This is a genomic window from Aquicella lusitana (genome assembly GCF_902459475.1).
GTDB lineage: Bacteria > Pseudomonadota > Gammaproteobacteria > DSM-16500 > DSM-16500 > Aquicella > Aquicella lusitana.
Genome location: NZ_LR699114.1, coordinates 1,586,008 through 1,612,875, shown reverse-complemented (window position 1 = coordinate 1,612,875; position 26,868 = coordinate 1,586,008). Strand labels below are relative to the sequence as shown.

Genomic DNA, 26,868 nt, shown 5'->3' with positions numbered 1-26,868 from the left:
GGAGAAATGTGTAACACGTATTGACTACCAATCTTTAGGAATATTTTCTCTGCTGGCTTTGAGAGATAAAACGCAGCTTTGGATTTTTTATCATTTCGAGTTAAACTTGGCGCCAAAATAGAACTGGCAGGAAACGAGTGATGACGAAAACGTGGAGTGATAACGATCCCGTCGAAACCAAAGAGTGGTTAGACTCTCTGGCTTCTCTTATCCGGTATGAAGGGAAAGAGCGGGCCCAGTTTATTTTGCAAGCCTTATTGGCAGCAGCAGAACAGCAAGGCGTCAAAAGCGGCCTGGGCGCTTTGATGACTTCATATTGTAATACCCTTTCAGCAGAAGACCAGCCTGACTATCCGGGCGACTTGAAAATCGAAGCGGCTATCGAAGCAATCCTTCGTTGGAACGCAATTGCAATGGTGCTGCAGGCAAAAAGCAAGGCAGGGGGTGTTGGCGGTCATTTATCTTCCTTTGCTTCTATCGCAACTTTATATGAAGTCGGCATGCATCACTTTTTTCGAGGGCCTACTAAAGACAGTCTGGGAGACCTCGTCTATTTTCAGGGCCATTCTTCAGAAGGAAATTATGCCCGTGCATTCCTGGAAGGCCGGATTTCAGAGAAACAGTTAAAGCATTTTCGCCAGGAAGCAGGAGGGGAAGGCGTTTCCTCTTATCCGCATCCATGGCTCATGCCAAACTTCTGGCAGTTTGCGACTGTCTCGCTGGGTCTTGGTATGCTACAAGGTGTTTATCAGGCGCGCTTTCTTCATTATCTCGAAAATCGAGGTCTTTTGCCTGCGGGTGATCGCAAGGTGTGGGTATTTTGCGGTGACGGAGAAATGGATGAACCCGATGCTATTGCTGGCCTGACCCTCGCGGGACGTGAAAAACTGGATAATCTTGTTTTTGTCGTTAACTGCAATTTGCAGCGCCTGGATGGTTTGGTTCGCAGTAATTACAAGGTTGTGCAGGAGCTGGAAAGCCTTTTTCGCGGCGCAGGTTGGCACGTTATCAAAGTATTATGGGGCAGTGGCTGGGATAAATTATTTGCAAAAGACAAAACAGGCGCGCTCGTCAAACGATTAACCGAATGTGTGGATGGTGACCTGCAAACTGCTTATGTGCGTGGTGGCGCTTATACACGCGAATTCCTGTTTAATACGGATGAATTAAAAGCACTGGTCGCTGACTGGTCGGATGAAGAAATTGCAGGTCTAAAGCGTGGTGCGCACGACCCAGTAAAAATTTATGCTGCTTATCATGCAGCAACCCGTCATAAGGGACAGCCTACAGTTATTTTAACGCAGGGTGTCAAAGGCTACGGTCTTGGCACAACGACCGCCGAAGGTAGAAACGTCGCGCACAACCAGCTGGACTTGACTGAAGAAGAATTAAAAGCTTTCCGCGATCGCTTTAACTTGCCGCTCAATGACAAAGAATTATTGAGTTTCAGTTTTTATAAGCCGGAAAAAGACAGCGCAGAAATGCAGTATCTGCAAGCTCAACGTGAAAAGCTGGGAGGGTATTTGCCTTCACGCCGCGTGGAATCCCATCCCTTGACGGTGCCTGACCTATCTGTGTTTGATGCCGTGCTGAAAGGTTCCGGTGACAGGGCCATCTCTACGACCATGGCCCTGGGGCGCATTCTGAATGTCCTGTTAAAAGAGAAAGAAATAGGCCCGCGCATTGTGCCTATTTTTTCCGATGAAGTGCGTACTTTTGGCCTCGAAACCCTGTTTCGCCAGGTGGGTATTTACTCATCCGTAGGCCAGCGTTACACGCCGGAAGATAAAGAACAGTTCCTGTATTATCATGAAGCTAAAGACGGCCAGGTACTCGAAGAAGGGATTACTGAAGCGGGCTGCATGGCTTCGTGGATAGCGGCAGCTACTTCTTATGCCACTCATCAGTTTCCCATGGTGCCTTTTTTCACCTATTACTCCATGTTTGGTTTTCAACGTGTAGGTGATTACATCTGGGCGGCTAGTGATATGCGTGCGCGCGGTTTCTTGATAGGGGCGACAGCCGGCCGTACAACACTGGAAGGTGAGGGCTTGCAGCATCAGGACGGTAACAGTTTATTGATCGCATCAACTTTCCCCACCTGCCGCGCTTATGATCCGGCTTATGGTTACGAAATGGCTGTCATTATTCAGCATGGCCTGAAAGAGATGTACGCTGAAGAAAAAGATGTCTTTTATTATATTATGGCCATGAACGAGCGCTATGCACAGCCAGCAATGCCGGAAGGGGTGGAGGAAGGCATCATCAGAGGGATGTACCTGTTCCAGAAAGCAGATACCAGCAAGACGAAACATACAGTACAACTGTTGGGCAGCGGCGCCATTCTGAATGAAGTGATTGAAGCAGCAGCGTTGTTGAAAAAAGACTTTGATATTGCAGCGAATGTTTGGAGCGTTACCAGCTTTAGTGAACTGAGACGTGACGGTGCCGCTTGCGAGCGTGAAAATATGCTGGTTGGCGATAAAAAACCAGCTGTGCCCTATGTGGCTCAGTGTCTGAAGAACCAGACTGGGCCAGTGATCGCAGCGACTGATTATGTACGCGCTTATGCTGATCTCATTCGTCCCTACCTTGAACGCACCTATGTGACATTGGGTACGGATGGTTTTGGTCGCAGCGATACGCGTGAAAGCTTGCGCCGTTTCTTTGAAGTGGACCGTTATTATATTGTGGTTGCTGCCTTGTATGCGCTGGTAAAAGAAGGTGAACTTAAACCTGCACAAGTCGCTGCTGCCATGAAAAAATACGGCATCGATCCGAAGAAACCTAACCCGGTAACCGTTTGATCGTAAAAACCGCCGCATAACTTTTATATGGTTTCCCCGTCCAGGCAGGGAAACCATTCATCCTTGGCGAGACTGGTTTAATAAAAGCGCTTCATGACCTTGCATTTTTTACTGTGGGACCAGGCGAAGCTCAGAGTATAATAATACGCGCAATGAAAGCGGGCCTCATCCAGACCCTTTCCCTTGCAGGGGAGAGGAAGCGCGAGTGATTAAATGAATGGAGGAATTCCTTTGGCACAATTGAAAAATATCACCGTCCCTGATTTGGGAGGGGCAACAGATGTGACTGTTATCGAAGTCTTGGTAAAGCCAGGCGATAAAATTGAGAAAGATACGTCTATTGTGACGCTTGAATCAGATAAAGCAACACTGGATGTGCCTTCCACCGATGCAGGCGTGGTCAAGGAAGTGAAAATCAAAGTCGGTGACAAGGTTTCATCTGATGCTGTTATTCTGACTCTGGAAACGAGCGGGGCAGCAGCCAAAGCAGAAGAGAAGAAGCCAACTGACGCAAAGCCAGAAGTTGAAAAAGAAAAGGCCAAGGCGCCAGAAAGCAAAGAAGAGAAGAAACCAGCCGTCTCAGCTGCTGAAGACGTTGCTGAAGAAGCATCAACATCCGAAGAATCCAAGGTGCTGACAGGCACAGTCCAGTCTACCAGCGATGTTCACGCCGGGCCTGGCGTACGCCAGCTTGCACGCGAACTGGGCGTTAACCTCACACTGATTTCAGGCAGCGGCCCAAAGCAGCGCATATTGAAAGAAGACGTTCAGGCTTATGTCAAAGCGCAATTATCACAGGTTCAGGGTGGCACATCTCTCTCGTTACCTGCCATGCCTGCGATTGATTTTTCCAAATTTGGTCCGGTTGAAAGTCAGGCGCTTTCCCGTATCAAGAAAATTTCTGGTAAAAATCTGCAACGCAACTGGATGATGATCCCGCATGTCACCCAGTTTGGCGAGGCGGACATCACCACACTCGAGAAGTTCCGACAGACGAAAAAAAATGAACTGGAAAAGCAGAATATCAAGCTGACGCCGCTTGTTTTTATCATGAAAGCAGTGGTGGCATCATTGAAAGCTTTCCCGCATTTTAACGCATCACTGGATGCAGCCAGTGAAAATCTGGTCATGAAAAAATATTTTAACCTGGGTGTAGCGGTTGACACACCGGATGGGCTAGTTGTGCCAGTGATTCGCGACGTAGATAAAAAAGGTTTGAGCGATCTCGCAAAAGAACTGGCGGATGTCAGCGAGAAAGCACGTAAAAAACAATTAACACCGGGTGACATGCAGGGCGGTTGTTTTTCCATTTCCAGTCTGGGCGGCATTGGCGGCACTGCGTTTACACCCATTATTAACTATCCTGAAGTCGCTATTTTGGGCGTATCAAAATCTTCTTATAAGCCTGTTTATCAAGATGGTGAGTTTGTGCCGCGTCTCATGTTGCCGCTTTCGCTTTCCTATGACCATCGTGTGATCGATGGTGCAGACGGCGCGCGTTTCATGGTGCATTTAACCAATATGCTTTCCGACATTCGCAATTTGCTGTTATAGCCCTTAATTGCCTCACGTGGCATGCCGCGTGAGGATGTTGAGTTTATTAAAGAGAGAGAAGAAAAAATGACGATACAAACTGAAGTTGTTGTGCTGGGCAGTGGTCCGGGTGGTTACACGGCTGCTTTTCGCGCTGCTGATTTGGGCAAGAAAGTCGTGTTGATCGAACGCTATGACGTGTTGGGCGGTGTGTGTTTGAACGTAGGCTGCATTCCTTCTAAAGCCCTGCTGCACGCAGCCAAAGTCATTGATGAAGTGGCGGAAATGTCAGAACATGGCGTGCAGTTTGGCAAACCTAAAATAGAAAATAAAAAATTGCGCGACTGGAAAAGCAGCGTGGTGAGCAAATTAACTGGCGGTCTCAAGATGCTTGCGAAACAACGCAAGGTTGAAGTCGTGCACGGTGTAGGCAAATTTATTTCGGATCATGAAATTGACGTCACCGCAAAAGATGGCAAGAAAGAAACGATAAAGTTCGAGCAGGCGATCATCGCCGCAGGTTCACGTCCTGTCAAACTGCCCTTTTTACCTGATGATCCGCGCATTATCGATTCAACCGGCGCGCTGGAGCTAGAAGAGACCCATGGCAAAATGCTGGTGATTGGCGGCGGCATTATTGGTCTTGAAATGGCGACGGTTTATCATGCGCTTGGTGCTGAAATTACCGTGGTTGAATTAATGGACCAGATTATTCCTGGCGCGGATAGCGATGTAGTGATGCCGCTTTTCAAGCGTATTAAACAGCGCTACAAAAATATTTATCTCAAAACCAAAGTCACGAAAGTCGAAGCAAAAAAAGACGGTCTGTATGTGACGTTCGAAGGTGAAAACGCGCCGGAAAAACCGGAAAAATTTGACCGCATCCTTTGCGCAGTGGGCAGACGTCCGAATGGCGATCAAATTGATGCCAATAAAGCCGGTGTTAAAGTGGATGAACGCGGATTCATCCCGGTAGACAAGCAGCAGCGTACCAATGTGTCGCACATCTTCGCGATTGGTGATATCGCTGGCAACCCCATGCTGGCGCATAAGGCAATCCCGGAAGGCCGTATCGCAGCTGAAGTGATTGCGGGACTCAAACATTATTTTGATGCTAAATGCATTGCTAGCGTTGCTTATACGGATCCGGAAGTGGCATGGGTTGGCGTGACGGAAAATGAAGCTAAATCAAAAGGCATCAAATATGGCAAGGGCGTCTTTCCCTGGGCTGCTAGTGGCCGTTCTTTAAGTCTTGGCCGCAGTGAAGGTATCACCAAGCTGATCATTGATGAATCGAATCACCGCGTGATTGGCGCAGGTATTGTGGGCCCGAACGCGGGCGAACTGGTGGCTGAAGTGGCGCTTGCAATCGAAATGGGCTCTGATGTGGAAGATTTGGCGCTGACTATTCATCCCCATCCGACCTTATCTGAAACAGTGGCGATGGCGGCAGAAGTATTTGAAGGTACGATCACCGATTTATATCTGCCTAAGAAAAAAGAAGAAAAAGCCACTAGTTAAACTTTATTCCTGCGGACTTGCCGCAGGTTTTATAAGTCAAAATTAACTTAATTTTTTAAAGTTCCAGCCACCCCGGGTTGCATCATGCCAATCCGGGGTTTTTTCTTTTTTCAGCCGTATTAAAAACTTGAAGTCTCCACTTTCGAACTCCTTCTCGGTTATCTTTTTTTTCATGGTCTTTGCTATAGTATTTAAAAGGGTGGAGGAGTTATGCACGCATCTAACAACTATATCCTTGATTATAATAAAGTTAATTCAGACCATCTCCCGCAATTAGCGCGCCTTAAAACACCAAAGTCGACAGCGGAAGTCATGATTTTTAATATGATGGATCAATGCAGTGCGAAGAATGATCCGAAGGCGCCCTATAATAATCGGTTTGGCCAGACAGAAAATCAAGCGCAATACGAGGCCCGCTTAAAAAGTACAGGCGAAAATATTAATCAGAAACTTAAGAGTGATAATGAGCTGGATATTATCCTGCTGCAGGAAGCACCGTCGCAGCAAGCCCAACAAGATATGCTGATGGGTTCTATTAATGAGGGTTTGACGAGCCCCATGAAGGCAAATTATACGGGCTATAATGGCCGGTCGCTGTTAACTCTGTATAATCCCGCCAAGTATAAAGAGGTGGTGAATGCTGAATGGTCCAAACAACTGAATCAGATTGCTCCTAAAGATAAAAGCAACCCGCATGGGATACAGTGCACGATATTGGAGAATAAAAATACCGGGGAACAAATGCTGGTAGTGAATGTCCATGCAAGAATGAGTCAAGATGTTCAATTGCAACAACAGATTCAGGCTTTGCAGGATTTTGCCAAGAAAAATAATTTGAAGTTGGTGATGGGCGGTGATTTTAATCGTGATATTTTAACCCAAACTGCAAATCCGGGTTTGACAAAACAACATGCTGGACCGGGCACTTACTCTTATCCCAATACACAAGCGAATGCTCCCAAAGCACGTGACGGATTTCTTGTTAGTGATGATATCAGTATGCAAGTCAGCATGCTGCCTGAAATTTTCAATCGTGCACCATTGGCGAAAAAATTCGTGCAGCAAACAGAAGCAAAGCCATCGCCGCCTCCGATTGTCCCTGCTTCGCCGACCATGCCAGCAAGCAAACCCATCTCGAGCTATTCCAAAATGCTGCAGCAACTGAATCCTGAAAATAAAGTATCGCATCAACCGGCAAAACTGTCGCTCAGTTTTGTAAATGATTTTAATGGGCTTAGTCCAAAAAATGTTGAAGAAAGCCTGGATAAAAAAGAAATTCCTACCTTGGCGCAAAATAATCTCACGGTCTTTGATAACGTATTCGATTCATCAAGTAAGGTATCGCATACCAACCGCCTGAGTTATACCAATATGATGGTAGCTCATGCGGCAAAAAATGTAATGGATGATCATCAGTTAAAAATCAGTTGTGAAATGGTAGAAAATATTAATAAAGGAAAGCCGTCCCATGACGGAGTCGCGCTTAAATTGAAATTTGCGACACAAAAAGAAGCAGAAAATTTTAGCAAGGAATTGGCAGAAAAATTTGGTATTTATAGCCACACCTTTGGTCAAGGCGTGCCAAAAACAGCCCAAAGCGGCGCTATCTATTTAACCAAAGAAGATTTGGCGCTGATTACGACCCAAACTGGATTGGCATTTACCCAGGATGCCGCGCTCAATGCTTATCAATTTATGTCGGAAGAATTCAGGATGAGTAAAGTGTCAACCACTGAACAAGTTAACCCGCTTGTGAAATCCCCGAAATGAAAAAGAAGCAGAAGGCTGGCTAAAGCGTCACTTATTTTTTTGCTGCTTTTCATGTGCCCATAGCAATTCTTTTTCATCCGTTTCATTCCCAAGCATGCGGGCAACGACAAAGAGTAAATCTGAAAGCCGATTTAAATAGCGCAGCAGCTCTGTGTTGTTAAGCGGCACTTGTCGATGAAGTCTCACAAGACAACGTTCGGCGCGTCTGCAGACGGTACGGGCGACATGACAGGCTGCCGATTTTGGGTTACCGCGCGGCAGCAAAAATTCCTTGAGGGGCGGCAGCGTCTTGTTCCATGTATCCAGCTTTTGCTCAATGACAGAGACTTTTTCTGCATTAATGACGCTGTGCTCAGGCGCATGCAACTCCCCGCCCATGTCAAATAGTTCATTTTGAATTTGTGTTAAATAATCTGCGATGTCTTTATGTTGAATTTGCAGAGAAATGACGAACCCGATGACTGAATTAAGTTCATCAATGGTGCCAATGGCTTCAACCAGAAAATCGTCTTTGGAAAGTCGGTTATCACCTAATGTCGTATAGCCTTGATCGCCTTTACGAGTATAGATTTTAGTAAGTCTATAGGGCATGGTGCTTTATTTCCTGATCATGATGTCACTATACTATCACTTAATTTTAGAAGTTTTAAATTATGCTGCGTACATTTTTTAAATCGGATTTACCCCAAATTGTGGCCATTGAGCAGGCGGTGCATATTGCTCCATGGACAGAAGAGACCTTTAAAGCCTGTTTTCAATCGGGCCATCACTGCTTTGTAGTCGAGCTGGATAAAAAGATTATTGGGTTTGCGATCAGTTCCGCCCATTCGGGCGAATGCCATGTGCTAAACATCGGCATCGCGCGTGAGTATCAGCACCAGGGATGGGGCCGTAAGCTGTTGCAGCACTTATTGCAGCAAGCCAAACGAGAGGGGGCCGGAATCGCCTACCTTGAAGTGCGGCGTTCCAATACTCGAGCTATTTCGCTTTATCGAAAAATGCACTTTCACTTGGTGGGAGAGCGTAAAAACTATTATCCCACGGTATCAGGGCAGGAAGATGCGCTGGTGTTTGCCAAAAGTTTGCATGAGGAAATATGACAGAGCCGCAAAAACTTGCTAACATCGCGCAATAGCTAGAAAAGGCCTTGATTATGATTGAAATTACATCCATGAAAAACTACCTCAAAGAACTGCGGTCCCGCCTGGACAGCATTTGGGGGTATCTTTGAAATCGATAATAAAATTGAACGCTTAAATGCTATCCGGCAGGAACTAGAAGACCCCGCTATCTGGAGTCAGCCTGAAAAAACCCAGAGCCTGGGTAAAGAACGTGCCCAACTGGAAGAAACTATCCAGTCAATGACCCATCTGCGCAGCGAATTGGATGATATGGAAGGGCTTTATGAGCTGGCGGAAGCGGAAAATGATACGGAAACCCTGGAAGCTATTACACAGGATGTTGAAAAATTTACCAAAAAAATTGAATCCCTTGAGTTTCGCCGCATGTTTTCCGGTGAAATGGACAGGAATGCGGCCTATATGGATATCCAGTCGGGTTCAGGTGGAACCGAGGCCCAGGACTGGGCAAATATGCTGTTGCGAATGTATCTGCGCTGGGGCGAGCGGCACGGCTTTAAAACCGAATTAATCGAAGTTTCGGCGGGAGAAGTGGCAGGGATCAAAAGTGCCACGGTCAAGTTTGACGGCCCTTATGCTTACGGCTGGCTGCGAACGGAAAGCGGCGTGCATCGCCTGGTGAGAAAGTCACCTTTTGATTCCAATAATAAACGCCATACTTCCTTTGCCTCTGTTTTTGTTTCGCCGGAAATTGATGACAATATCGCTATCGAAATCAATCCCGCTGATTTGCGGGTAGACACTTACCGTGCATCCGGCGCGGGCGGCCAGCACGTTAACCGGACTGATTCGGCAGTGCGTATTACGCACGTTCCATCGGGCGTTGTGGTGCAATGCCAGTCAGACCGGTCGCAACATAAAAATCGCGCGCAGGCGATGAAGCAGCTACGTGCGAAACTGTATGAAATAGAAATGCAAAAGCAACATGCCAAACAGGAAGCATTGGAAGCGAGTAAAAAGGACATTACCTGGGGCAGTCAAATTCGCTCCTATGTACTCGATATGTCGCGCATTAAAGATTTGCGTACGGGCGTAGAAGTAGGAAATACACAGGCCGTATTAGACGGTGACCTAGATAAATTTATCGAAGCAAGTTTATTGAGCGGATTGTAATTATGCATGACCATCAACCTGAAAATGAGCAAGTCAGTACAAGCGATTTAATCCAGCAGCGACGCACCAAGTTGGAAGAATGGCGCAAAAGCGGCGGGGCTTATCCCACTGATTTTCGCCGCAATGCACTGGCTCAGGATTTAATGACGCAACACGAAAACAAAGAAGAAGCGGAGCTTGAAGCCAATCCCATCGAAGTGAAGGTGGCGGGACGGATCATGACTCGCCGCCTGATGGGCAAAGCGAGTTTCACGCATATTCAGGATATGTCCGGCCGGATTCAGCTTTATATTCGTCAGGATGAAGTGACGCCTGAAGTGTACGAAGCATTCAAACAATGGGATCTCGGCGATATTATTGGTGCAGAAGGCCATTTATTTAAAACCAAAACGGGCGAGCTTTCCGTTAAGGTAAAAAAAATTGTTCTGCTCACTAAAGCTATTCGACCGCTACCCGATAAATTTCATGGCTTAACTGATCAGGAAACACGGTATCGTCAGCGTTATTTGGATCTCATTGCGAATGAGGAAGCGCGGCGAACGTTTCTGATGCGCTCAAACATTACGGATTCCATCCGCCAATTTTTGAAAGAACAGCATTTTCTTGAAGTCGAAACGCCCATGATGCAGGTTCTCGCGGGCGGAGCGGCGGCCAAGCCTTTTGTGACGTATCACCATGCACTCGACATGCCGCTTTTTTTGCGTATTGCGCCTGAACTTTATTTAAAGCGCCTGGTAGTCGGTGGTTTTGAGCGCGTATTTGAAATCAATCGCAATTTTCGTAATGAAGGATTATCTACGCAGCACAATCCTGAATTTACCATGCTTGAGTTTTATCAGGCCTATGCAGATTATAATGATCTAATGGATTTGACAGAAAATATGTTCAGGAAAATTGCCCGGGATGTACTTGGCCAAATGCAATTTTCCTATCAGGGCACGGCGCTTGATTTCAGCAAGCCATTTACGCGTTTGACATTGAAAGAAGCCATTCTGGCGTACAATTCGGATCTAAAAGCAGCAGATATTGAGACCCTTGAAAGGGCAAAAGAAACGGCTAAAAAATTAGGTATTCCCACGCAGGAAAGTTATGGTCTTGGCAAAATTCAAGTCGAGATTTTTGAAAAAACAGTGGAGCAGAAATTAAAACAGCCTACTTTTATCACGCAGTATCCTGCTGAAGTTTCGCCTCTGGCACGGCGTAATGATCAGGATCCTTTTGTAACAGATCGTTTTGAATTATTCATTGCCGGCCGGGAAATAGCAAATGGATTTACGGAATTAAATGATCCCGAAGACCAGGCAGAACGTTTTCATAAACAAATGCGAGACAAGGCAGAGGGTGATGAAGAAGCCATGCCTTATGATGAAGATTACATTGTTGCACTTGAACACGGTTTGCCGCCTACGGCAGGAGAAGGCATCGGTATTGATCGTCTTGTCATGCTTTTTACTGACTCACCTTCTATACGCGATGTGATTTTATTCCCTCACATGCGGCCTAAAGAATAGCGCGCTTTGCAAATAAAAAGGCGGACATGGTTGTCCACCTTTTTATTTTACTCCTCAAATGGCGTACTCGCTCTTACCATTTTCGGAAGCAGGCTTGTAAATAGCAGCTGCGGGGATGCGTGGAGTTGGCTCTGCAATAACGATAGGCAACTGAACGAGCTGTTTGACGTGAATTAGACATGCCATACCATGCTCTGCCTCGACGATCAGCTACATTACATTGCCATGCGCCGCGATCACGATACCTTGACGTATAACGACAATAATTCAAACGACATGTGCGGCTGTGGCGATATGAACTATTGTATCGGCAAGCCTGCATGGCCAGTCTTGCGGCTTGTGAGCGGTAATTGGAAACGGCTGTCCACTCATGACCCCGGCTATTGCCGGCTTCACAACGCCATGCGGCATGTGCGCTAAATGTAACGAATGCTAGAGTGATTGCTAAAGGGATTTTCCATAAAAGTGTCTTCATGACCATCCTCCTTTTTATGTAATGTTCTTATTATAAACCATCTAAAAACGCAGCTTGTTTCAACTCGCGTGGTTTTTATTATTCAACGTGATGATTTTGATAATCAAAAATAATGTTTGTGTTATTTTTGATTAGTATCTGGACTTTGGGCATTTTAGACAAATGATACTGATTCTACAGAATGGCTGTCATCCTGAGAGCGTTTTTTGCTCGAAGGATCTTCCAATGCACAATAGGAGATCCTTCGCTGCGCCCCACTACTGTCCGGTGAACCAGATTAAAAATTGATCGTCCTTGGTAAAGCGCTATGATAGCGCGCTAAACACCACATTTAGCACCAAGGACGAACTGATGAAAGATACCGTTTTTCAACGATTATTAAAACCCGTTACAAAAAAATTAATGAAGGAATGTATAGAACGCTTTCGATCTGATCATCGTTATGAATCATTTAATACATTTGAACATTTAAAAACGATGATTTATGCACATATTAATGAAATTAAAAGCTTACGCACGTTAGAGGTTGCGATAAACAGTCAAAAAATTGGTATAAAAACGCAAGTAAAACGCTCGACCTTAAGTGATGCCAATCGAAAACGACCAGCCGAAAGTTTCTTTTGGATATTAGAACAGCTTATGTCTTTGTTACCCAGGAAAAAACATAAAGAAATAAAAAAAGTAATCAGGATATTAGATAGTAGCCCGATACAGCTAAGAGGCCAAGGGTACGATGAGTGGTCAAAGCAATATGCGACTCGGCATATACAAGGATTAAAACTACATGTTGAATATGATTTAGGATTAGATTTGCCCTTAAGGATGAAGTTGAGTCATCCAAATTGTAATGATGCGACGATGGGACAAAAATGGCCAATCCTTAAAAACACCCTTTATGTGTTTGATAAAGGTTACTACGATTACAATTGGTGGTGGAGCATCAACAAAAGGCAGGCTTATTTTGTGACTCGATTAAAGAAGAATGCGGCCATTGTTATAGAAAGCCGGCAAAAAAATACTCGCGAACCCATCTTACAAGATTGTCTTTTTAGAATTTCAAATAAAGTTCCACGTGGTGGAAAACGCATGGAATATAGCGAGACGCTGAGATATATAAGTGTAAAAAGAGAAGGAAAAACTCCTCTTATTTTGGTAACTAACTTGAAAGATTTACCAGCAGAAAATATTGCTAAGCTTTATAAAGCCCGATGGGAAATAGAGCTATTTTTTAAATGGATCAAGCAAAATCTTCGACTTAAAAAATTTCTGGGCCGATCTTCTAATGCGGTTAAAATTCAAATAGCAACAGCCTTGATTGCTTTTATATTGATACAGATATTTAAAAATGTTTCAAATGAGAAACGTTCATTACATCTCGTTTTAGTCTGGATCAGACATAATTTGCATGTTGCAGAATATCGCAATAGACAATACAAGCCTCCTATTTATTTAATTTCAAGGAGGCCTGTTTATTTATGATACAGGTTCACCGGACAGTAGTGCGCTGCGCCCAGGATGACAAATTCATGAATACCTGTCAAAAATAGCCAAAGTCCAATTCTATGTTGTTAATTTATTTATTTACTCATTCAAGACATAAAAAACTTAAAGTGGACGTTTTATTTTGAGTTGCTTTTAACGCCCACTTTCCAAGTGACAAAGTTAATGATGGGAACTATTGTCTTTTGAAGCAAGACAACACATCACAACTGGTCGGACAGCTATAGCGGGAAGAATAACGGAGGCAATATTTCATGCCGACTGCATAGGCATCAGCTTTTGTGCTACCTACGCCATACCAGGCTTGCCCTTTGCTATTCATGATATTGCACTGCCAGAGCGGACGATAAATTTTGCTTTTATGAGCATACGTGCAATAGTCTAATCGACACGATCTTGTGTAGTGCGTATTTAATTTGCATGCTTTCATTGCTATCGCAGCGGAAGCGTTAGACGATTTAGCGATGGCATACCAGCTTTGACCCATTGAATTGGTTGCCTGACATCGCCATGCTGCGTGTGCTGTGATAACGAAAGTACAGAGTAGAGCAGTGAATGCAATCTTTGCTAAAACGGTCTTCATAACCATTCTCCTTTTTTCTTATTCATTACCCATTATAAACCTAAAAAATGCCTCTATTTGAAAGCGGAAGGTGATGCATTGAATTGATTTTAATGAAATAAAAAAGTATTAACGATAAATCCTTTTTAATCAGCATGTTGTCGGGAAAAAAGATAAGCATAAAAAATCAAACAAAAATACATAAGCATAAGGAGCTGCGATGATGAATTTACAACGCGCTTTTACATTTCTTGAGCTGATGATCACGCTTGCACTGATAAGTATCATAACGGCGCTATCCATGCCTTTGCTGCGCCATTTTGGCGAGTATGACAGAGCGATGTCACTGCAATGGCGCATGCTCCGGATGATTCAATTAGCGCGAAATGAAGCGCGTATACGAGGTGTGTCGGTAGTGATCTGTCATCACAGAAGCAGTATCTGTCCTGACGGCAATATGTACCGGGTTGCTGCGTATGCAAATGAACAATCAAACCCGACAATACTCGCGATGGTACAGATACGCGAATACCAAGGCGCACTTCACTGGCGTTTATTCCCCAAATATCGCAATGATTTTCTTTTTTATCCCACCGGCGTAATGCAAAGTGATAATGGCACATTATGGTTTTGCAGTACGAGCCACATTGCACCGGTTTGGGCTATTGTGATTAATAAAGCAGGAAGAGCGCGCGCCATTTCGCCCGACGAGAATGACAAAATCTATGGGAGTGATGGAAAACCACTTCGTTGTGATGAAACATAGCTGATTACCAACATGCTTCTACCGGCTCAGTGCCGGACACACTTTTTTCACCATTTGAATCAAGTATCAATGTTCCACAGCCTGCATCATTGACGGCCTGCTTTCCCAGTGGTTTGGCTTCAAGTAAATAATCTTGATCGCGTGCGATGCGGATTGTCAGTAGATAATGGCCGCTAGCAATATGGTCAGGTAAATTGAGTGCCGATAGCGTTGCTCCCTGATAAGTCTGGTGTTCCAGATAATATTGTTCCATGGCAACAGCAAGTTTGCTCAGCACGCCAGCCGCTTCAATCCGTTTTTCCTGGGTGAGCGGAAAAGAATAGAGCGGGATACTAAGCGCTGCCAGTATGCCGATCAAACAAGTCACTATCAGTATTTCAAGCAAGTTGAATCCATGATGGGGTGGCATATTTTTTTCCTAGAATCAAATAAAGCTACATGAGTGGAATAAAAGCGATGAAAATGGGAAGTCCTTTTGCAAGAAGACTTTCAAATGCTTAATTTTGTGAACAACTCGGGTTGTCGCATTCTACAGTAATGGAGTGATGCATTATAAAAGCCGGCGGCTCGCATAATAAGCCCCGCCCATGAATGCATGATCAGTGCCGCAAAGTACACCGAGTGGGAATTCCTGGCGCAGTTTCAGATAAGTGGGCGAGGATTCAATGCCGTGATAAAAGTCGGGATGATCGAATAATTCCATGTGATTGAGAATGACCCCGCCTGTCAGCCAGATGCCGCCGTCTGGCATGAACGTCAGTTGTACCGTGCCGACCAGGAGACCCAGATACCAGGCAAAGGTAGCAAGCGTTTCTTTTGCATGGCCTTCGCGCACCAGGGAACCCACTTCTTCCGCGCTTTTGTTTTTTGCGTCACGATCAAAAAAAGCATGAATACGAACAATGCCGGGGCCTGCCAGCAATTTTTCAAAAGTAAGCGGTTCATCTTCGGCGAGGATGCTTTCGCTACGTAAAAATCGAATTAATTCCTGATGGCGTTCATAATGGATTTTGTCGGTGAGCGGCGGTGCGGTGACGCCTATATGGCCCATTTCGTTCGTACCAAGCCAGAAGTCGCCATTTGTAAATAAAACACCGTCTTTCAATCCTACACCTGTTCCAACGCCTAATGCTACGCGTCGGCCGTGCGGGTTAATTTCCGCGTTATTCAGGTGTTTGATGTTTTCAGGATGGTGAAGATAGGAAGTAAAAGTTGCACAAACAATAGGAGAATAATCATGAATTACATCAAACGCTGGCCACTTCTGCTGCTTGGCAAGCTCGGCAAATCCCATCGGATAGGGATAACCGGAATGCGGACAACTTTTATCGAGAAGCAGATGCTCGCCATCAAACTGGCCCGCAGCGCCTATAATGACTGCATCGGCTTCAGCCATTTTTACGCCTGTTATTTCTTCCAGTTTGGCTGATAAATCTTCAAGCGATTCACAAGTACGTATTTTGATTGCGCCATCCTGCTTACAATGTAACTGATGGCGCCGTGCATCATATTCCACCAGCGCGACAGCGCATTTTGTTGCGCCTAAATCCCATGCAATGATTCTTTTACTCATAATATATAACCTGATCGTATATAAACCCTTATCGCTTGCGCCCGAGTTTTATACGGGTTTTTGCAACGCTTTGCCGGGAGCAACCGAGACAGGTTGGCCAATTTCACGTAAAGGTAATCCGCGGCGTATATTGTCTTCAATTTTTTCGAGCGACACATTATTAGTTTCGGGGACTTTGTAATAACAGAAGACAAAGCCAACGACACACATGCTCGCGTATAACAGAAATGTATTGGTGGGGCCTAACGCGTTTAATAAGCTTAAAAACGTGGAAGAAACCGCGAAATTCCAGAACCAGCAGCTGAATACAGCAACACCCATTGCGGCGCCACGCACATCCAGCGGAAAGATTTCAGAAACCAGCAGCCACAGCATGGCACCCAGGCTGAAAGCAAAGCTGATTACGTAGGTAAAGGTACTGAATACAGCAATCCAGCGCAGATAAGCGCTATCCCATTGAAAGGCGAGGCTGAGCGCAAGCAGGCTGAGACACATGCCAACCAGCCCTGTTAACAGTAATACCCGTCTTCCCAATTTATCCAGATACAACACGGCAAAGATAGTGGCGATCACATTGACGATGCCAATGCCTACCGTTGCCAGAATGGAGGTTGATGTGTCCTGAAAACCGGCGAGTTGGAAAATGGTTGGCGCATAATAAATAATGGTGTTGATGCCGACGACTTGTTGCAAAAAGCCCAGCATAATACCCAGGAATAAAACCGGCCGAATCCAAGGTGCAAAAATTTCTGACAGTTTGGCTTGATGTACATTCAGGCTTCTTTCAATTTCGGCTACTTCCTGATCCACATGCGCCGTGCGTCGCAAATAACTTAAAGTCGCTTTGGCTTCACGCAGTCTTTTCTGTTTGACGAGCCAGCGTGGACTTTCAGGCAAAAAGAACATGCCTATACATAACAAAATCGCGGGAATGAGTCCGATTGCAAACATCAGCCGCCAGGAACCTTCCGTATTGGTGAAGGCATAATTAATGAAGTAAGAACACATGATACCAATGGTAATAGCGAGTTGATTCAGTGAAACTAATCCGCCGCGTAATTCTAGGGGTGCCACTTCAGCAATGTAGAGCGGCGCTGTGTAGGAGCCTATTCCGATGGCAATGCCGATGCAAAGTCGGCCTAGCAGAATGGCGTTAACATTGGGTGCTAATGAAGCGATGAGTGTGCCAATGATAAACATGCCTGAAATGATGAGAATAATTTTTCTGCGGCCATAGTAGTCTGTTAGTCTGCCGCTTAAGAGTGAACCTGCCATGGCGCCAAGCAGTACGCTGCTGACAATTAATTCTTTCATGACGGTGGTGAGGGGAAATCCTTTTTCGATGAATAACAAGGCGCCTGAAATGATCCCGGTATCAAAACCGAAAAGCAAACCTGCTAACGCAGCGATTGCACATACGAGATAAATGGCCATAGGTTCACTCTTTTCCATTATTGAAAAGGTAGTTATGTTATCCCCATCCTGCGCAAAGGTTCAAGAATTAACGCTAAGCTTTCATTAAGCTGCTTTTTTTATGGTTCCCTAATATAGCTATAAGCTTTTTCTGGTAAAAATATAGTCAACAATTCACCTCGAAGGGTTTGTTGTGCTGGATAAGCAAGCGACCAAACACCAGCATCCCCTTAAATTGAAGGCGGAGAAACTAACTATATGTTTAATCGAATGAAAAAGAGCGTTTCTTATACTGTAACCTGTAGTTTGCTATCGACTGCGGCAAGCTTTTATATTTCCTTTCTTCGCTGTGGAGGAAGTATGGATCGTTTTCAATACATGCATGGGCGAGAGGCGACTTTCGATCTTGAGTGTCTAGAATCGAATTTATCATCTTTCTTTGTGCCCGTTATTGCAATCAGTTTGTTGGCTGGCGCAGCAGGGTTTTTGCGTTCTGAACCTGCACCAGTAGGGGAGCAAGAACAAAATGATCCGGCACCAGAAGAACAAGCATCCACTGTAACGACTCACCTTGAAGCCTTGCAATCTAAAGTGACGGCGAATGAATTTGAAAAACGATTAGAGGCAATCAATTATACAGGTGAAATTCCAGGTTGGGCGAAGTGTCCCATTTCCTTAACCATTATGTCTGACCCTTATACCACGGTGACAGATGATCCAAATCAAAGTCAAACCTTTGATAAATCCTCGTTGGCTCTGATAAAACCTGCGCATGATAGTCTGGTTTATTGTCCATTAACGCGAGCAGTAATTAAAGATATTATTTTTGCTAGGAACTTGAAGGAAGCCATAAACGATTGGGTCTGTCGTTTAGAAGAAAAGTATGCAAAAGAACAGAAAGAGGTAAAAAGTGAGGAGATGACTTTCTCCTTTAGTCCGTCTCTCTTCAAGCCCAGTGACGAAGGTATAGAGAAAAAAGTTCAAAATCCTAGTGACAAAGATATAGAGAAAAAAGTTCAAATTGCCAGCATAGAACAATATTCTCAGTTCAATGTTAGCTAATCTGGCCTTGACTCAATTTAACAGCGACTTCCGCGAGACGCTTGCCCTGTGCAAAACATAAGCGCTGTTCTTCATCTGTTAACGGGTTTTTGCTGGATGTGCCGGCATGATGTGTTGCGCCATAAGGCGTTCCGCCGCTTTGTGTCGTATTTAAGTCTGTTTCCGTATAAGGAAGGCCTAATAAAATAAATCCCAAATGAAATAACGGCAGCATCATACTTAGAAGCGTTGTTTCCTGTCCGCCGTGCAAACTGGCCGTTGAGCTAAAAACAGTAGCGGGTTTATTCACCAGATGGCCAGATAACCACAGGCTGCTGGTTTGATCGATAAAGTATTTCATGGGCGCTGCCATGTTGCCGAATCGCGTAGGGCTTCCCAGTGCGAGGCCTGCGCAGTTTTTTAAATCTTCCAGGGTGGCATAAGGCGCGCCACTCTCGGGTACGGCGGGATCTGTCGCTTCCGTGGTCGGGGAAACAGGAGGAACCGTGCGGATTCTTGCTTCCATGCCAGAAACGGATTCAATCCCACGGGCGATATGCTGCGCCATCTGTTTGACGGATCCATAACGGCTGTAATAAAGCACAAGAATATAGGCCATGGCGTTATTCTCCTTCTTTAAAGCTGAATTTTGCAAGCACCCAGTCTAACGCAGAGTCAGGTAGAATTCTTCTTAAAAAAGCAAAAAGCTTCGCCGGAAAACCCACATAGTAATGGGCGCTTGGACGCGAACTTTCCAGTGCATGAATCAGCTTTTTAACTACTGCATCAGGGGATTGGGTAAGTTTGCGGTCACGTTCGCTGGGATTAAAATAGGAGGCTTCCATTTTCTCATACGCCTTATCATGTAAGCCCGTACGCTCGTGTTCTGTTTGTTGATAATGTTGATAGGCGTTTGCGCGCAGTTTGCTATGAATGGGGCCGGGATTGATGATCGAGACATGAATGCCGGTGCCGCGTAGCTCCTGGCGCAAAGTATTGCTGAACCCTTCCAGTGCGTATTTGGAAGCGTTGTATGCGCCATAATAAGGCAGTGTGATAATCCCTAAAATGGAGCTGTTTTGAATGATACGACCATGGCCCTGCTGACGCATGACGGGTAGCACGAGACGAATGAGTTCCATCGGTCCAAACACATTGGCTTCAAACTGTGCGCGGTCCATCTCACGTGTTAAGTCTTCGATGGCGCCCGCCTGCAGGTAAGCGGCATTATTAAATAACGCATCCAGTTTGCCACCCGTGGCGGAGAGTATCTGATCCAATGCCTGTCGCATTGAAGCGGTATCCGTCACATCCACCTGAAAGCTTTCAAACCCTTGTGATTTGAGTGCTTGCACATCTGAGACTTTCCGTGCTGTGGCAAAAACACGATAGCCGCGTTCCTTTAAGCGCTGCGCGGCACGCTGTCCGATACCGCTTGAGCATCCCGTAATGAGAATGGATTTTGCGGACATAAAGATCCTTGTTTAATTGAAGCAATGGAAGCGGCAGATAGTCTAAAGGTTATTGTTGTTGGGGTCTATGTTCTACATCGCTTATGTGCGTTAGATTTGTTGTCATTTTCTTCCCCAAAAGTATGCTTTCGGTTTTTGAAGAGATTTTCCTTGAGGTGGTAATAATCTCTGTTTAAGTTTGGAGCGTTATCAATGTCGGTTTCTTGATCATTACCTTCTCCTTCTTTTGCTATTATTGCCACTTCTTCTACCTCTTCTACCTCTTCTACCTCTTTCTTCGGTGCAAAGGGCAGCTTTTCAACCTCTAATCCCGGATATTCATTCAGATCTGCTTCAGAGGCAGTCATTTCAAAACCTGTGCCGAAGGTAAGTGAAGTTGACTGGTTTTCTAGTTCGGCAACATAAGAAAATTTTGTATGAAATAAGCGTTCCGCTCCGATTTCGTTTTCACTCGTTGAGGCAGCGGTCTCTCTTTCTTGTGGTTTAGACAGTGAGTTTTCGTCGGCACTCGGGTCTATGACAGAAAAGTCCAGAAACCCTTCTGGTGTTTTTGGCAGCGCTTCCAGAAATTTTTCAAATTCATGCAGCGACTCCGTTAGCTTATTCTCCCAATGGGTGGAAATAGCCACCTTTATAGAAGCGCTGGTAGTGAGATCCTCTGGCAGGTTTCCGTTGATATCCATCGCTTCTATATTGGCCCCATTTTCAAGCAATAGCTTTACTATCTCTTCGTTGTTGTGTAACGCAGCGTAATGCAGGGGAGTTCGGTACTCAGTTGCAATTGCATTTCTCAGATTAACATCGGCACCCTTCGTGATGAGCAATCCGGTTTTTTCAATGTCATTATAAAAGGCAGCCAAATGAAGTGCTGTAAGGCCCTCATGATTTTGTGCGTTGACATCAACATAAGGCGAGAATAAATGGAAGAAAAAAGAGTGATCGCAGTTGATAGTTGCCGCCATCATTAATGCGGTAAAATTGTTTGCGTAACCAGAAGCAAAAGCATGCTCAGTAAGCAATTCGCTTTGGTAGGGATAATAAGCGCTTTCGGGATCAAAACTGAAAACTTTAAATCCCAGAGGCGAGGGTGTGTTCACGTCAAATTGCATATTTACAAATAGTATCTTGGCTAGATCGGCAAATCGGTTTTCCTTGAAAACAAGTACGGAAAAAGGATGATTAGGGTCGAGGTAATAAAATTGAGATTGGAAACGAAACAGCGCGACAGCATGATTATGCGAGCGTATGTAAACCAGACGGCGTTCCGGCGCCAGGAAATCAAATAGCGGCGCGGTAACTTCTTTGCCATCATCCATTTTGCAGGTATAGTTGCGGATTAAGTCCTGATAGGTAAAAAGACCCGCCAGCGAATATTCGCGTTTGGGCGTTCTCTTTAATGTGTCAAAAAATAATTTATCCAAGTCGCCTTGCTGCGCGCCTTTTAATAAGATGAGATTAGCCTGGTAGTGATGAACGAAGCTAAAAAAACGTTCAAATCCTTTTTTCTCATGAGGTGCTAAGGTGGCATAGTTGCCATCCCAGTTGGTGATCCGGATTACCATAGCTGCAAACCAATCCAAATTATCCTGCTCTTTATAGTTATTATTATCGGATGTATTCGCCGATTGCATTTGTGTTTGCAGCCAAATGCAGGGCAAAAACAGCGAAGACAGGCCGCCGCATTTGCCTTGCGGTGGCTGAAGCATCAACGCATCAATTGTGTTTTGGTCAAGCTGAACGTTGTCCCGTTGTAAATTGAATAAAGCTTCCTGTGACAGAATCCGCGTTTGTGATAAATCGATAGCAACCAGAAATTGATCAATCTCTTCTTTCTCGCTAGATGATAAAGAGGCCAAATCTTCATCCCAGTTGGCAAGAATACTGAGTGCATTGAGTGGATCATGTTGTTTGTTCGGCTGCTGATTGTCCTCTGAGCGATTAAGAGGAGAATGCATCTTTGGCTGGGCGGCAAGGTATTGCGCTATCACCAGTTGAAGAAAAATAGGCACTCCGCCATAACAAAAGTTACTTCTAGTGACTCCCTGAATTGACTCAAAGATCTCATTTATCTCGATGTATATCAGGAGCTTCGCAAAAATGTTACTATCCGATGTGTGGGTCGGTATTTGAGTTGAATGCATTATTTTCTCGCGATAAAACGGTATTTTTGTTTTTTTAATTATTAGCGTAAAATTATACTGTTAAAAATTTAACATATTCTTAAACTTAAGGTGAAAATTAAAAAAACCAGGCGTGTTTTTAACGCATCTTATTGAAAAATAAATATTTTTATCAAAGAGTGGAGTTGATTAATTATGCCAATTTATGAATATCAGTGCGAGGCATGCGGTCATCAATTGGAGGCACTGCAAAAGATTTCGGATGCCCCTTTGAAGGATTGCCCTTCCTGTCATCGAGCGGCATTGAACAAGCTGGTTTCCGCAGCCGGGTTTCAGCTAAAGGGTTCGGGCTGGTATGTCACGGACTATAGCGACAAGAAAAAGCCAAAAGGAGCAGGTAAGGATGGCAACGATGCGGCGACGGGATCAGGATCTACTGAATCCAGTGGATCAACACCTAATGATACGGCAGCAGTCTAATCAATGATCGCCTATCTGCGCACGTGCTTTATCTCCGGCCTGCTGGTGTGGCTGCCTATCTGGGTCACCCTGCTGGTAATCAAATTTCTGGTTGATTTGCTTAGCCGGTCACTGCTTTTATTGCCGCCTCACTACCAACCGGATGCCCTACTGGGGTTTCATGTGCCGGGTATTGGCGTATTGGTAACGCTCGTCGTGATTTTTCTGACAGGCGTGGTCGCGGCCAACTTTATAGGCAGACGGCTGGTTGATTTTGGCGATGCCATTGTGGGTCGTATTCCCGTTGTGAGGTCTATCTATACCGGTGTCAAGCAGGTCACTCATACGCTTTTTACGCCGGGCGGCCAATCATTTCGCAAAGTTTTGCTCGTACAATATCCTTGCGAAGGTGTCTGGAGCATCGCCTTTCAGACTGGCGAAGTGGTCAAAGAAATGGAAGGGCCGGTTAATCAGGGACCTATGGTGAGTTATTTTATTCCGACCACGCCGAATCCTACTTCCGGTTTTCTCATGATGGCGCCAAAGAGCAAGGTGATAGAGCTGGATATGAGCGTGGATCAAGCGTTAAAATTCGTGATTTCATTGGGTGTTGTGCAGCCAGGTATGGGTACATTGGCGAATAACAAGAAAAAATAAGCGTGATTGCAGTTTGAGCCGCTAGGATTTTTCACTGCTCACTTTTTCTTAACATTAAATTTATTCTCCGCGGCTTCTCGCGGGAATGGTTGACCATCAGGTTTTTATACCCTGTGGTCAATAAACTTAATTTATTTTTCGATAAACAGGATAGCTTCATGCGTAGTCACTATTGCGGCCAGATAACGGCTGAATTATTAGATAAAGAAGTGAAATTGGCAGGGTGGGTTCACCGCCGGCGCGATCACGGGGGCGTAATTTTTATTGATTTACGCGACCGCGAGGGCGTTGTGCAAACGGTTGTTAATCCCGAGCATGAGCAGGCTTTTGCAAATGCCGGGTCAGTCCGCAGCGAATTTGTAGTGCAGATCAAGGGTAAAGTGAGAAGGCGCCCTGCTGGTACCGTGAATCCCAATTTGCGCACAGGCGAAGTGGAAGTGGAAGTGAGCGAGCTTGCGATTCTGAATCGCTCGGATCCACTGCCTTTTCCTATTGATGATGAATATCACGATGTGGGCGAAGAAACACGACTGCATTATCGTTATCTTGATATCCGTCGCCCGGAGATGCTGTCACGGTTGAAAATGCGCGCAAGCATTGCACGTTATCTACGTCGTTACCTGGATGACCATGGTTTTATCGATGTGGAAACACCTTTTTTAACTCGTGCAACGCCAGAGGGCGCACGCGATTATCTGGTGCCAAGCCGCACGCGTCCGGGCAGTTTTTTTGCCTTGCCGCAATCTCCCCAGCAATTCAAACAGCTGCTCATGATGTCCGGTATTGACCGTTATTATCAAATTGTCCGCTGTTTCCGTGACGAAGATTTGCGCGCCGACCGTCAGCCTGAATTTACCCAGCTGGATATCGAAACCTCCTTTCTGAACGAACAGGAGATTCAGGCCATCATGGAAGAAATGATCCGCGGCCTGTTCGCTGAAATACTGGACGTGCAATTGCCAGCTGTTTTTCCGCGTATGCCGTATGCTGAGGCCATGCGCCGGTTTGGCTCGGACAAGCCGGATTTACGTATTCCGCTAGAATTAGTCGACATTGGCGATTTGTTACGCGATGTGGAATTTAAAGTTTTTGCGGATGTGGCTAAAGACCCGCAAGGCCGCATCGCTGCGCTGCGCGTGCCGGGCGGTGCTGCGATTAGCCGCAAGGAAATTGATGATTATACGAACTACATTAGCGTCTTCGGTGCACGCGGTCTTGCGTATATCAAGATCAACGCCGAAGGAAAAGAAGGCCTGCAGTCACCCATCCTGAAGTTTTTACCGGATGAGGTCGTTCAGGCTATTTTGGAACGCACGGAAGCAAAAGTAGGCGATATTATTTTCTTTGGCGCAGATAAAGCATCGATCGTCAACGAATCGCTGGGCGCATTACGTTTGAAAGTGGGCCATGACCGCGGGTTGGTTGAGCAGGGTTGGCGTATTTTATGGGTAGTGGATTTCCCCATGTTTGAAGGGGGTTCCGGCCAACTGTCTGCCTGTCATCATCCGTTTACCTCTCCCAAGGCGGAGTCTGCTGCGGAATTATTGAAGCATCCCGAACACGCGCTTGCCAAAGCTTATGATATGGTTCTAAACGGCAGTGAAATTGGCGGTGGCTCCATACGCATCAACTCGGCTGAAATGCAGAAAGCCGTTTTTAATATACTCAACATCAGCGATGAAGAAGCAGAAGAAAAATTCGGGCATCTGCTCACAGCAATGCGGCTTGGCTGTCCTCCCCATGGCGGTATTGCCTTTGGCCTGGATCGCTTGGTGATGCTGATGACAGGTGCCAATTCTATTCGTGATGTGATTGCATTCCCCAAAACCCAAACAGCGAGCTGCCCATTAATGGATGCGCCGGCGCCAGTGGAACCTGCGCAGCTGATTGAGTTGGGAATACGTGTGGCAAAGACAAAAGACGCTAAAGAATCCAAAGAATGAACGACTGAGTTTGCTTTTTAGCACTCAGAAGTGTACGGAGGTTGATATGGCTGGACATAGTAAGTGGGCGAATATTAAGCGCCACAAGGCAAAACAGGACGCTAAGCGTGGCAAGCTTTATACGAAAATTATACGCGAAGTCACTGTGGCTGCGAAAATGGGCGGTGCGGATGCTAACGCCAATCCGCGTTTACGTGCAGCGCTCGATAAAGCGCAGGAAGCCAACATGACAAAAGACGTCATTGAGCGTGCCATCAAGCGTGGTGCCGGCGGAATGGAAGGCGAAAACGTTGAGGAAGTGCGTTATGAAGGTTACGGTCCAGGTGGAATTGCCGTCATGGTCGATTGCATGACTAATAACCGTAACCGCACAGTAGCCGAAGTGCGCCATGCTTTTTCCAAGCATGGCGGTAACCTTGGCACCGATGGGTCGGTCGCTTATCTTTTCAAAAAACAGGGACAGATTACTTTTGCACCTGGCGCTGACGAAGAGCGGCTAATGGAACACGCGCTTGAAGCGGGTGCTGAAGATATCATCGTCAATGATGACAAGAGTATCGATGTCATCACTGCTCCTGAAAATTTTATTCCCGTTAAAGATGCACTGCAAAAAGCCGGATTTCAGTCTGTGCAGGCGGATGTCACCATGATAGCGGGAACAAGCGTATCCATTACTGATAAAGAAACGGCAGAAACGGTGATGGGATTAATCGATGCGCTTGAAGACCTCGATGATGTGCAATCTGTTTACTCCAATGCGGATATTATGGAAGAAATCATGGAGCAGTTGTCTTAATAGTCCTATATCCTTTTATACGAAAAAACGCTGCTTCGCTCTCTGTTTGCAATTTGCTGTCATGACCGCGAAGGTTCGCTAGTGTCCGGTAATGCGCGAAGTGTGCAGGATGAAGAGGGCTCGGATAAAATGCCATTAAAAGGAGAAGGACATGACCATCATTTTGGGAATCGATCCCGGTTCGCGTCGTACAGGTTATGGTGTCATTCGGGTCGAAGGCAATCGGCATATTTATCTGACGAGTGGTTATCTTGATTTAACTTCCTATCCTGCGTGTGAACGCCTGCGACAAATTTTTTTGGGTCTTCAGCAGCTCATCCAGTCATACCGGCCACAAGAAGCGGCTATTGAACAGATTTTTATGCATGAAAATCCTAATTCAGCGCTGAAACTGGGTCAGGCGCGTGGCGCAGCGATCGTGGCGCTTGATATGCCAGTGACGGAATATTCTGCGCGTCAGGTCAAAAAATCCGTTGTTGGTATCGGCGCTGCAAATAAGGAGCAGGTGCAATATATGGTAAAACGTTTGCTGAATTTATCCGGCAGCCTGCAGCCCGATGCAGCGGATGCACTGGCGGTGGCATTGTGTCATGCCCATGCGAGGAACCTGAGGAATAAAGGGGTAACCTTTCGGTAAAAGGATTTTCGCAAGTGTTTGAAAACAGCGTGTTTGGCTATATCATGAACCGTTAATCAG

At 45.5% G+C, this 26,868-nt stretch carries 24 protein-coding genes; 15 read left to right on the top strand and 9 right to left on the bottom strand.

What is annotated here, in order from left to right; all coding sequences use genetic code 11:
* Positions 1 to 137: 137 nt before the first annotated feature.
* From aceE to AQUSIP_RS07405, 4 genes are all read left to right on the top strand, one after another.
* A complete protein-coding gene (gene aceE, locus AQUSIP_RS07420) occupies positions 138 to 2,807 on the top strand; it encodes a pyruvate dehydrogenase (acetyl-transferring), homodimeric type (RefSeq protein ID WP_114835335.1) in 2,670 nt (889 codons plus the stop codon).
* Between the two features lie 231 nt (positions 2,808 to 3,038).
* Positions 3,039 to 4,361, top strand: a complete 1,323-nt coding sequence (gene aceF, locus AQUSIP_RS07415) for a dihydrolipoyllysine-residue acetyltransferase (RefSeq protein WP_232058654.1) — start codon at positions 3,039 to 3,041, stop codon at positions 4,359 to 4,361.
* A 66-nt stretch (positions 4,362 to 4,427) separates the two neighbouring features.
* On the top strand, positions 4,428 to 5,861 hold the full coding sequence (gene lpdA, locus AQUSIP_RS07410) for a dihydrolipoyl dehydrogenase (protein WP_114835345.1): 1,434 nt from the start codon (positions 4,428 to 4,430) through the stop codon (positions 5,859 to 5,861).
* A 210-nt stretch (positions 5,862 to 6,071) separates the two neighbouring features.
* Positions 6,072 to 7,631, top strand: a complete 1,560-nt coding sequence (locus AQUSIP_RS07405; RefSeq protein WP_114835333.1) for an endonuclease/exonuclease/phosphatase family protein — start codon at positions 6,072 to 6,074, stop codon at positions 7,629 to 7,631.
* A 27-nt stretch (positions 7,632 to 7,658) separates the two neighbouring features.
* Here AQUSIP_RS07405 and AQUSIP_RS07400 read toward each other — a convergent pair whose 3' ends face one another.
* Complete coding sequence (locus AQUSIP_RS07400) at positions 7,659 to 8,222, bottom strand: cob(I)yrinic acid a,c-diamide adenosyltransferase (protein WP_114835332.1); 564 nt, start codon at positions 8,220 to 8,222, stop codon at positions 7,659 to 7,661.
* Between the two features lie 62 nt (positions 8,223 to 8,284).
* On the opposite strand from AQUSIP_RS07400, the gene rimI reads away from it, so the two are divergent.
* The 3 genes from rimI (at position 8,285) to lysS (ending at position 11,394) form a co-directional block, all read left to right on the top strand.
* The gene (gene rimI, locus AQUSIP_RS07395; protein WP_114835331.1) at positions 8,285 to 8,731 is read left to right on the top strand and encodes a ribosomal protein S18-alanine N-acetyltransferase; all 447 of its coding nucleotides are present in this window, start codon (positions 8,285 to 8,287) and stop codon (positions 8,729 to 8,731) included.
* Positions 8,732 to 8,784: 53 nt separating this feature from the next.
* A protein-coding gene (prfB, locus tag AQUSIP_RS07390) for a peptide chain release factor 2 (RefSeq protein WP_114835330.1) occupies positions 8,785 to 9,883 on the top strand; the annotation gives its coding sequence in 2 pieces (ribosomal slippage) (positions 8,785 to 8,859 and positions 8,861 to 9,883; 1,098 coding nt in all).
* 2 nt (positions 9,884 to 9,885) lie between these two features.
* Positions 9,886 to 11,394, top strand: a complete 1,509-nt coding sequence (gene lysS, locus AQUSIP_RS07385; protein WP_114835329.1) for a lysine--tRNA ligase — start codon at positions 9,886 to 9,888, stop codon at positions 11,392 to 11,394.
* 73 nt (positions 11,395 to 11,467) lie between these two features.
* On the opposite strand, the gene AQUSIP_RS07380 is transcribed toward lysS, so the two are convergent.
* Positions 11,468 to 11,869, bottom strand: coding sequence for a hypothetical protein (locus tag AQUSIP_RS07380; RefSeq protein ID WP_147277510.1), 402 nt, complete (start codon positions 11,867 to 11,869; stop codon positions 11,468 to 11,470).
* Positions 11,870 to 12,220: 351 nt separating this feature from the next.
* Here AQUSIP_RS07380 and AQUSIP_RS07375 point away from each other — a divergent pair, with 351 nt between their 5' ends.
* Positions 12,221 to 13,348, top strand: a complete 1,128-nt coding sequence (locus AQUSIP_RS07375; protein WP_232058605.1) for an IS4 family transposase — start codon at positions 12,221 to 12,223, stop codon at positions 13,346 to 13,348.
* A gap of 196 nt (positions 13,349 to 13,544) precedes the next feature.
* Here AQUSIP_RS07375 and AQUSIP_RS07370 read toward each other — a convergent pair whose 3' ends face one another.
* Positions 13,545 to 13,952, bottom strand: a complete 408-nt coding sequence (locus AQUSIP_RS07370; RefSeq protein WP_114834840.1) for a hypothetical protein — start codon at positions 13,950 to 13,952, stop codon at positions 13,545 to 13,547.
* Between the two features lie 199 nt (positions 13,953 to 14,151).
* Here AQUSIP_RS07370 and AQUSIP_RS07365 point away from each other — a divergent pair, with 199 nt between their 5' ends.
* Positions 14,152 to 14,697, top strand: coding sequence for a GspH/FimT family pseudopilin (locus tag AQUSIP_RS07365; protein WP_114834839.1), 546 nt, complete (start codon positions 14,152 to 14,154; stop codon positions 14,695 to 14,697).
* Positions 14,698 to 14,701: 4 nt separating this feature from the next.
* Here AQUSIP_RS07365 and AQUSIP_RS07360 read toward each other — a convergent pair whose 3' ends face one another.
* The 3 genes from AQUSIP_RS07360 to AQUSIP_RS07350 form a co-directional block, all read right to left on the bottom strand.
* Positions 14,702 to 15,106: a type IV pilin protein gene (locus AQUSIP_RS07360; protein ID WP_114834847.1), complete on the bottom strand. Its 405-nt coding sequence runs from the start codon at positions 15,104 to 15,106 to the stop codon at positions 14,702 to 14,704.
* A gap of 141 nt (positions 15,107 to 15,247) precedes the next feature.
* Positions 15,248 to 16,270 (bottom strand): glucokinase, encoded by a 1,023-nt coding sequence (locus AQUSIP_RS07355; protein WP_114834838.1) that lies wholly within the window; start codon positions 16,268 to 16,270, stop codon positions 15,248 to 15,250.
* 48 nt (positions 16,271 to 16,318) lie between these two features.
* The gene (locus AQUSIP_RS07350; protein WP_232058653.1) at positions 16,319 to 17,704 is read right to left on the bottom strand and encodes a sugar porter family MFS transporter; all 1,386 of its coding nucleotides are present in this window, start codon (positions 17,702 to 17,704) and stop codon (positions 16,319 to 16,321) included.
* A gap of 339 nt (positions 17,705 to 18,043) precedes the next feature.
* On the opposite strand from AQUSIP_RS07350, the gene AQUSIP_RS07345 reads away from it, so the two are divergent.
* Positions 18,044 to 18,745, top strand: coding sequence for a U-box domain-containing protein (locus tag AQUSIP_RS07345; RefSeq protein WP_170131845.1), 702 nt, complete (start codon positions 18,044 to 18,046; stop codon positions 18,743 to 18,745).
* Here AQUSIP_RS07345 and wrbA read toward each other — a convergent pair.
* The 3 genes from wrbA to AQUSIP_RS07330 form a co-directional block, all read right to left on the bottom strand.
* Positions 18,738 to 19,343, bottom strand: coding sequence for an NAD(P)H:quinone oxidoreductase (gene wrbA, locus AQUSIP_RS07340; RefSeq protein WP_114834835.1), 606 nt, complete (start codon positions 19,341 to 19,343; stop codon positions 18,738 to 18,740). The genes AQUSIP_RS07345 and wrbA overlap by 8 nt on opposite strands.
* Positions 19,344 to 19,347: 4 nt before the next feature.
* Positions 19,348 to 20,196 carry an SDR family NAD(P)-dependent oxidoreductase gene (locus AQUSIP_RS07335; protein ID WP_114834834.1) on the bottom strand — a complete coding sequence of 283 codons (849 nt, stop codon included), beginning with the start codon at positions 20,194 to 20,196 and terminating at the stop codon, positions 19,348 to 19,350.
* Positions 20,197 to 20,261: 65 nt separating this feature from the next.
* The gene (locus AQUSIP_RS07330) at positions 20,262 to 21,827 is read right to left on the bottom strand and encodes an ankyrin repeat domain-containing protein (RefSeq protein WP_172621971.1); all 1,566 of its coding nucleotides are present in this window, start codon (positions 21,825 to 21,827) and stop codon (positions 20,262 to 20,264) included.
* A 684-nt stretch (positions 21,828 to 22,511) separates the two neighbouring features.
* On the opposite strand from AQUSIP_RS07330, the gene AQUSIP_RS07325 reads away from it, so the two are divergent.
* From AQUSIP_RS07325 to ruvC, 5 genes are all read left to right on the top strand, one after another.
* The gene (locus AQUSIP_RS07325; protein ID WP_114834832.1) at positions 22,512 to 22,796 is read left to right on the top strand and encodes an FmdB family zinc ribbon protein; all 285 of its coding nucleotides are present in this window, start codon (positions 22,512 to 22,514) and stop codon (positions 22,794 to 22,796) included.
* A gap of 3 nt (positions 22,797 to 22,799) precedes the next feature.
* The gene (locus AQUSIP_RS07320; protein ID WP_114834831.1) at positions 22,800 to 23,432 is read left to right on the top strand and encodes a DUF502 domain-containing protein; all 633 of its coding nucleotides are present in this window, start codon (positions 22,800 to 22,802) and stop codon (positions 23,430 to 23,432) included.
* Positions 23,433 to 23,590: 158 nt separating this feature from the next.
* Entirely contained in the window at positions 23,591 to 25,375 is a 1,785-nt protein-coding gene (gene aspS / locus AQUSIP_RS07315) for an aspartate--tRNA ligase (RefSeq protein ID WP_114834830.1), read from the top strand.
* 46 nt (positions 25,376 to 25,421) lie between these two features.
* Complete coding sequence (locus tag AQUSIP_RS07310; protein WP_114834829.1) at positions 25,422 to 26,171, top strand: YebC/PmpR family DNA-binding transcriptional regulator; 750 nt, start codon at positions 25,422 to 25,424, stop codon at positions 26,169 to 26,171.
* Positions 26,172 to 26,322: 151 nt separating this feature from the next.
* Positions 26,323 to 26,808 carry a crossover junction endodeoxyribonuclease RuvC gene (ruvC, locus tag AQUSIP_RS07305; protein WP_114834828.1) on the top strand — a complete coding sequence of 162 codons (486 nt, stop codon included), beginning with the start codon at positions 26,323 to 26,325 and terminating at the stop codon, positions 26,806 to 26,808.
* Positions 26,809 to 26,868: the final 60 nt, after the last annotated feature.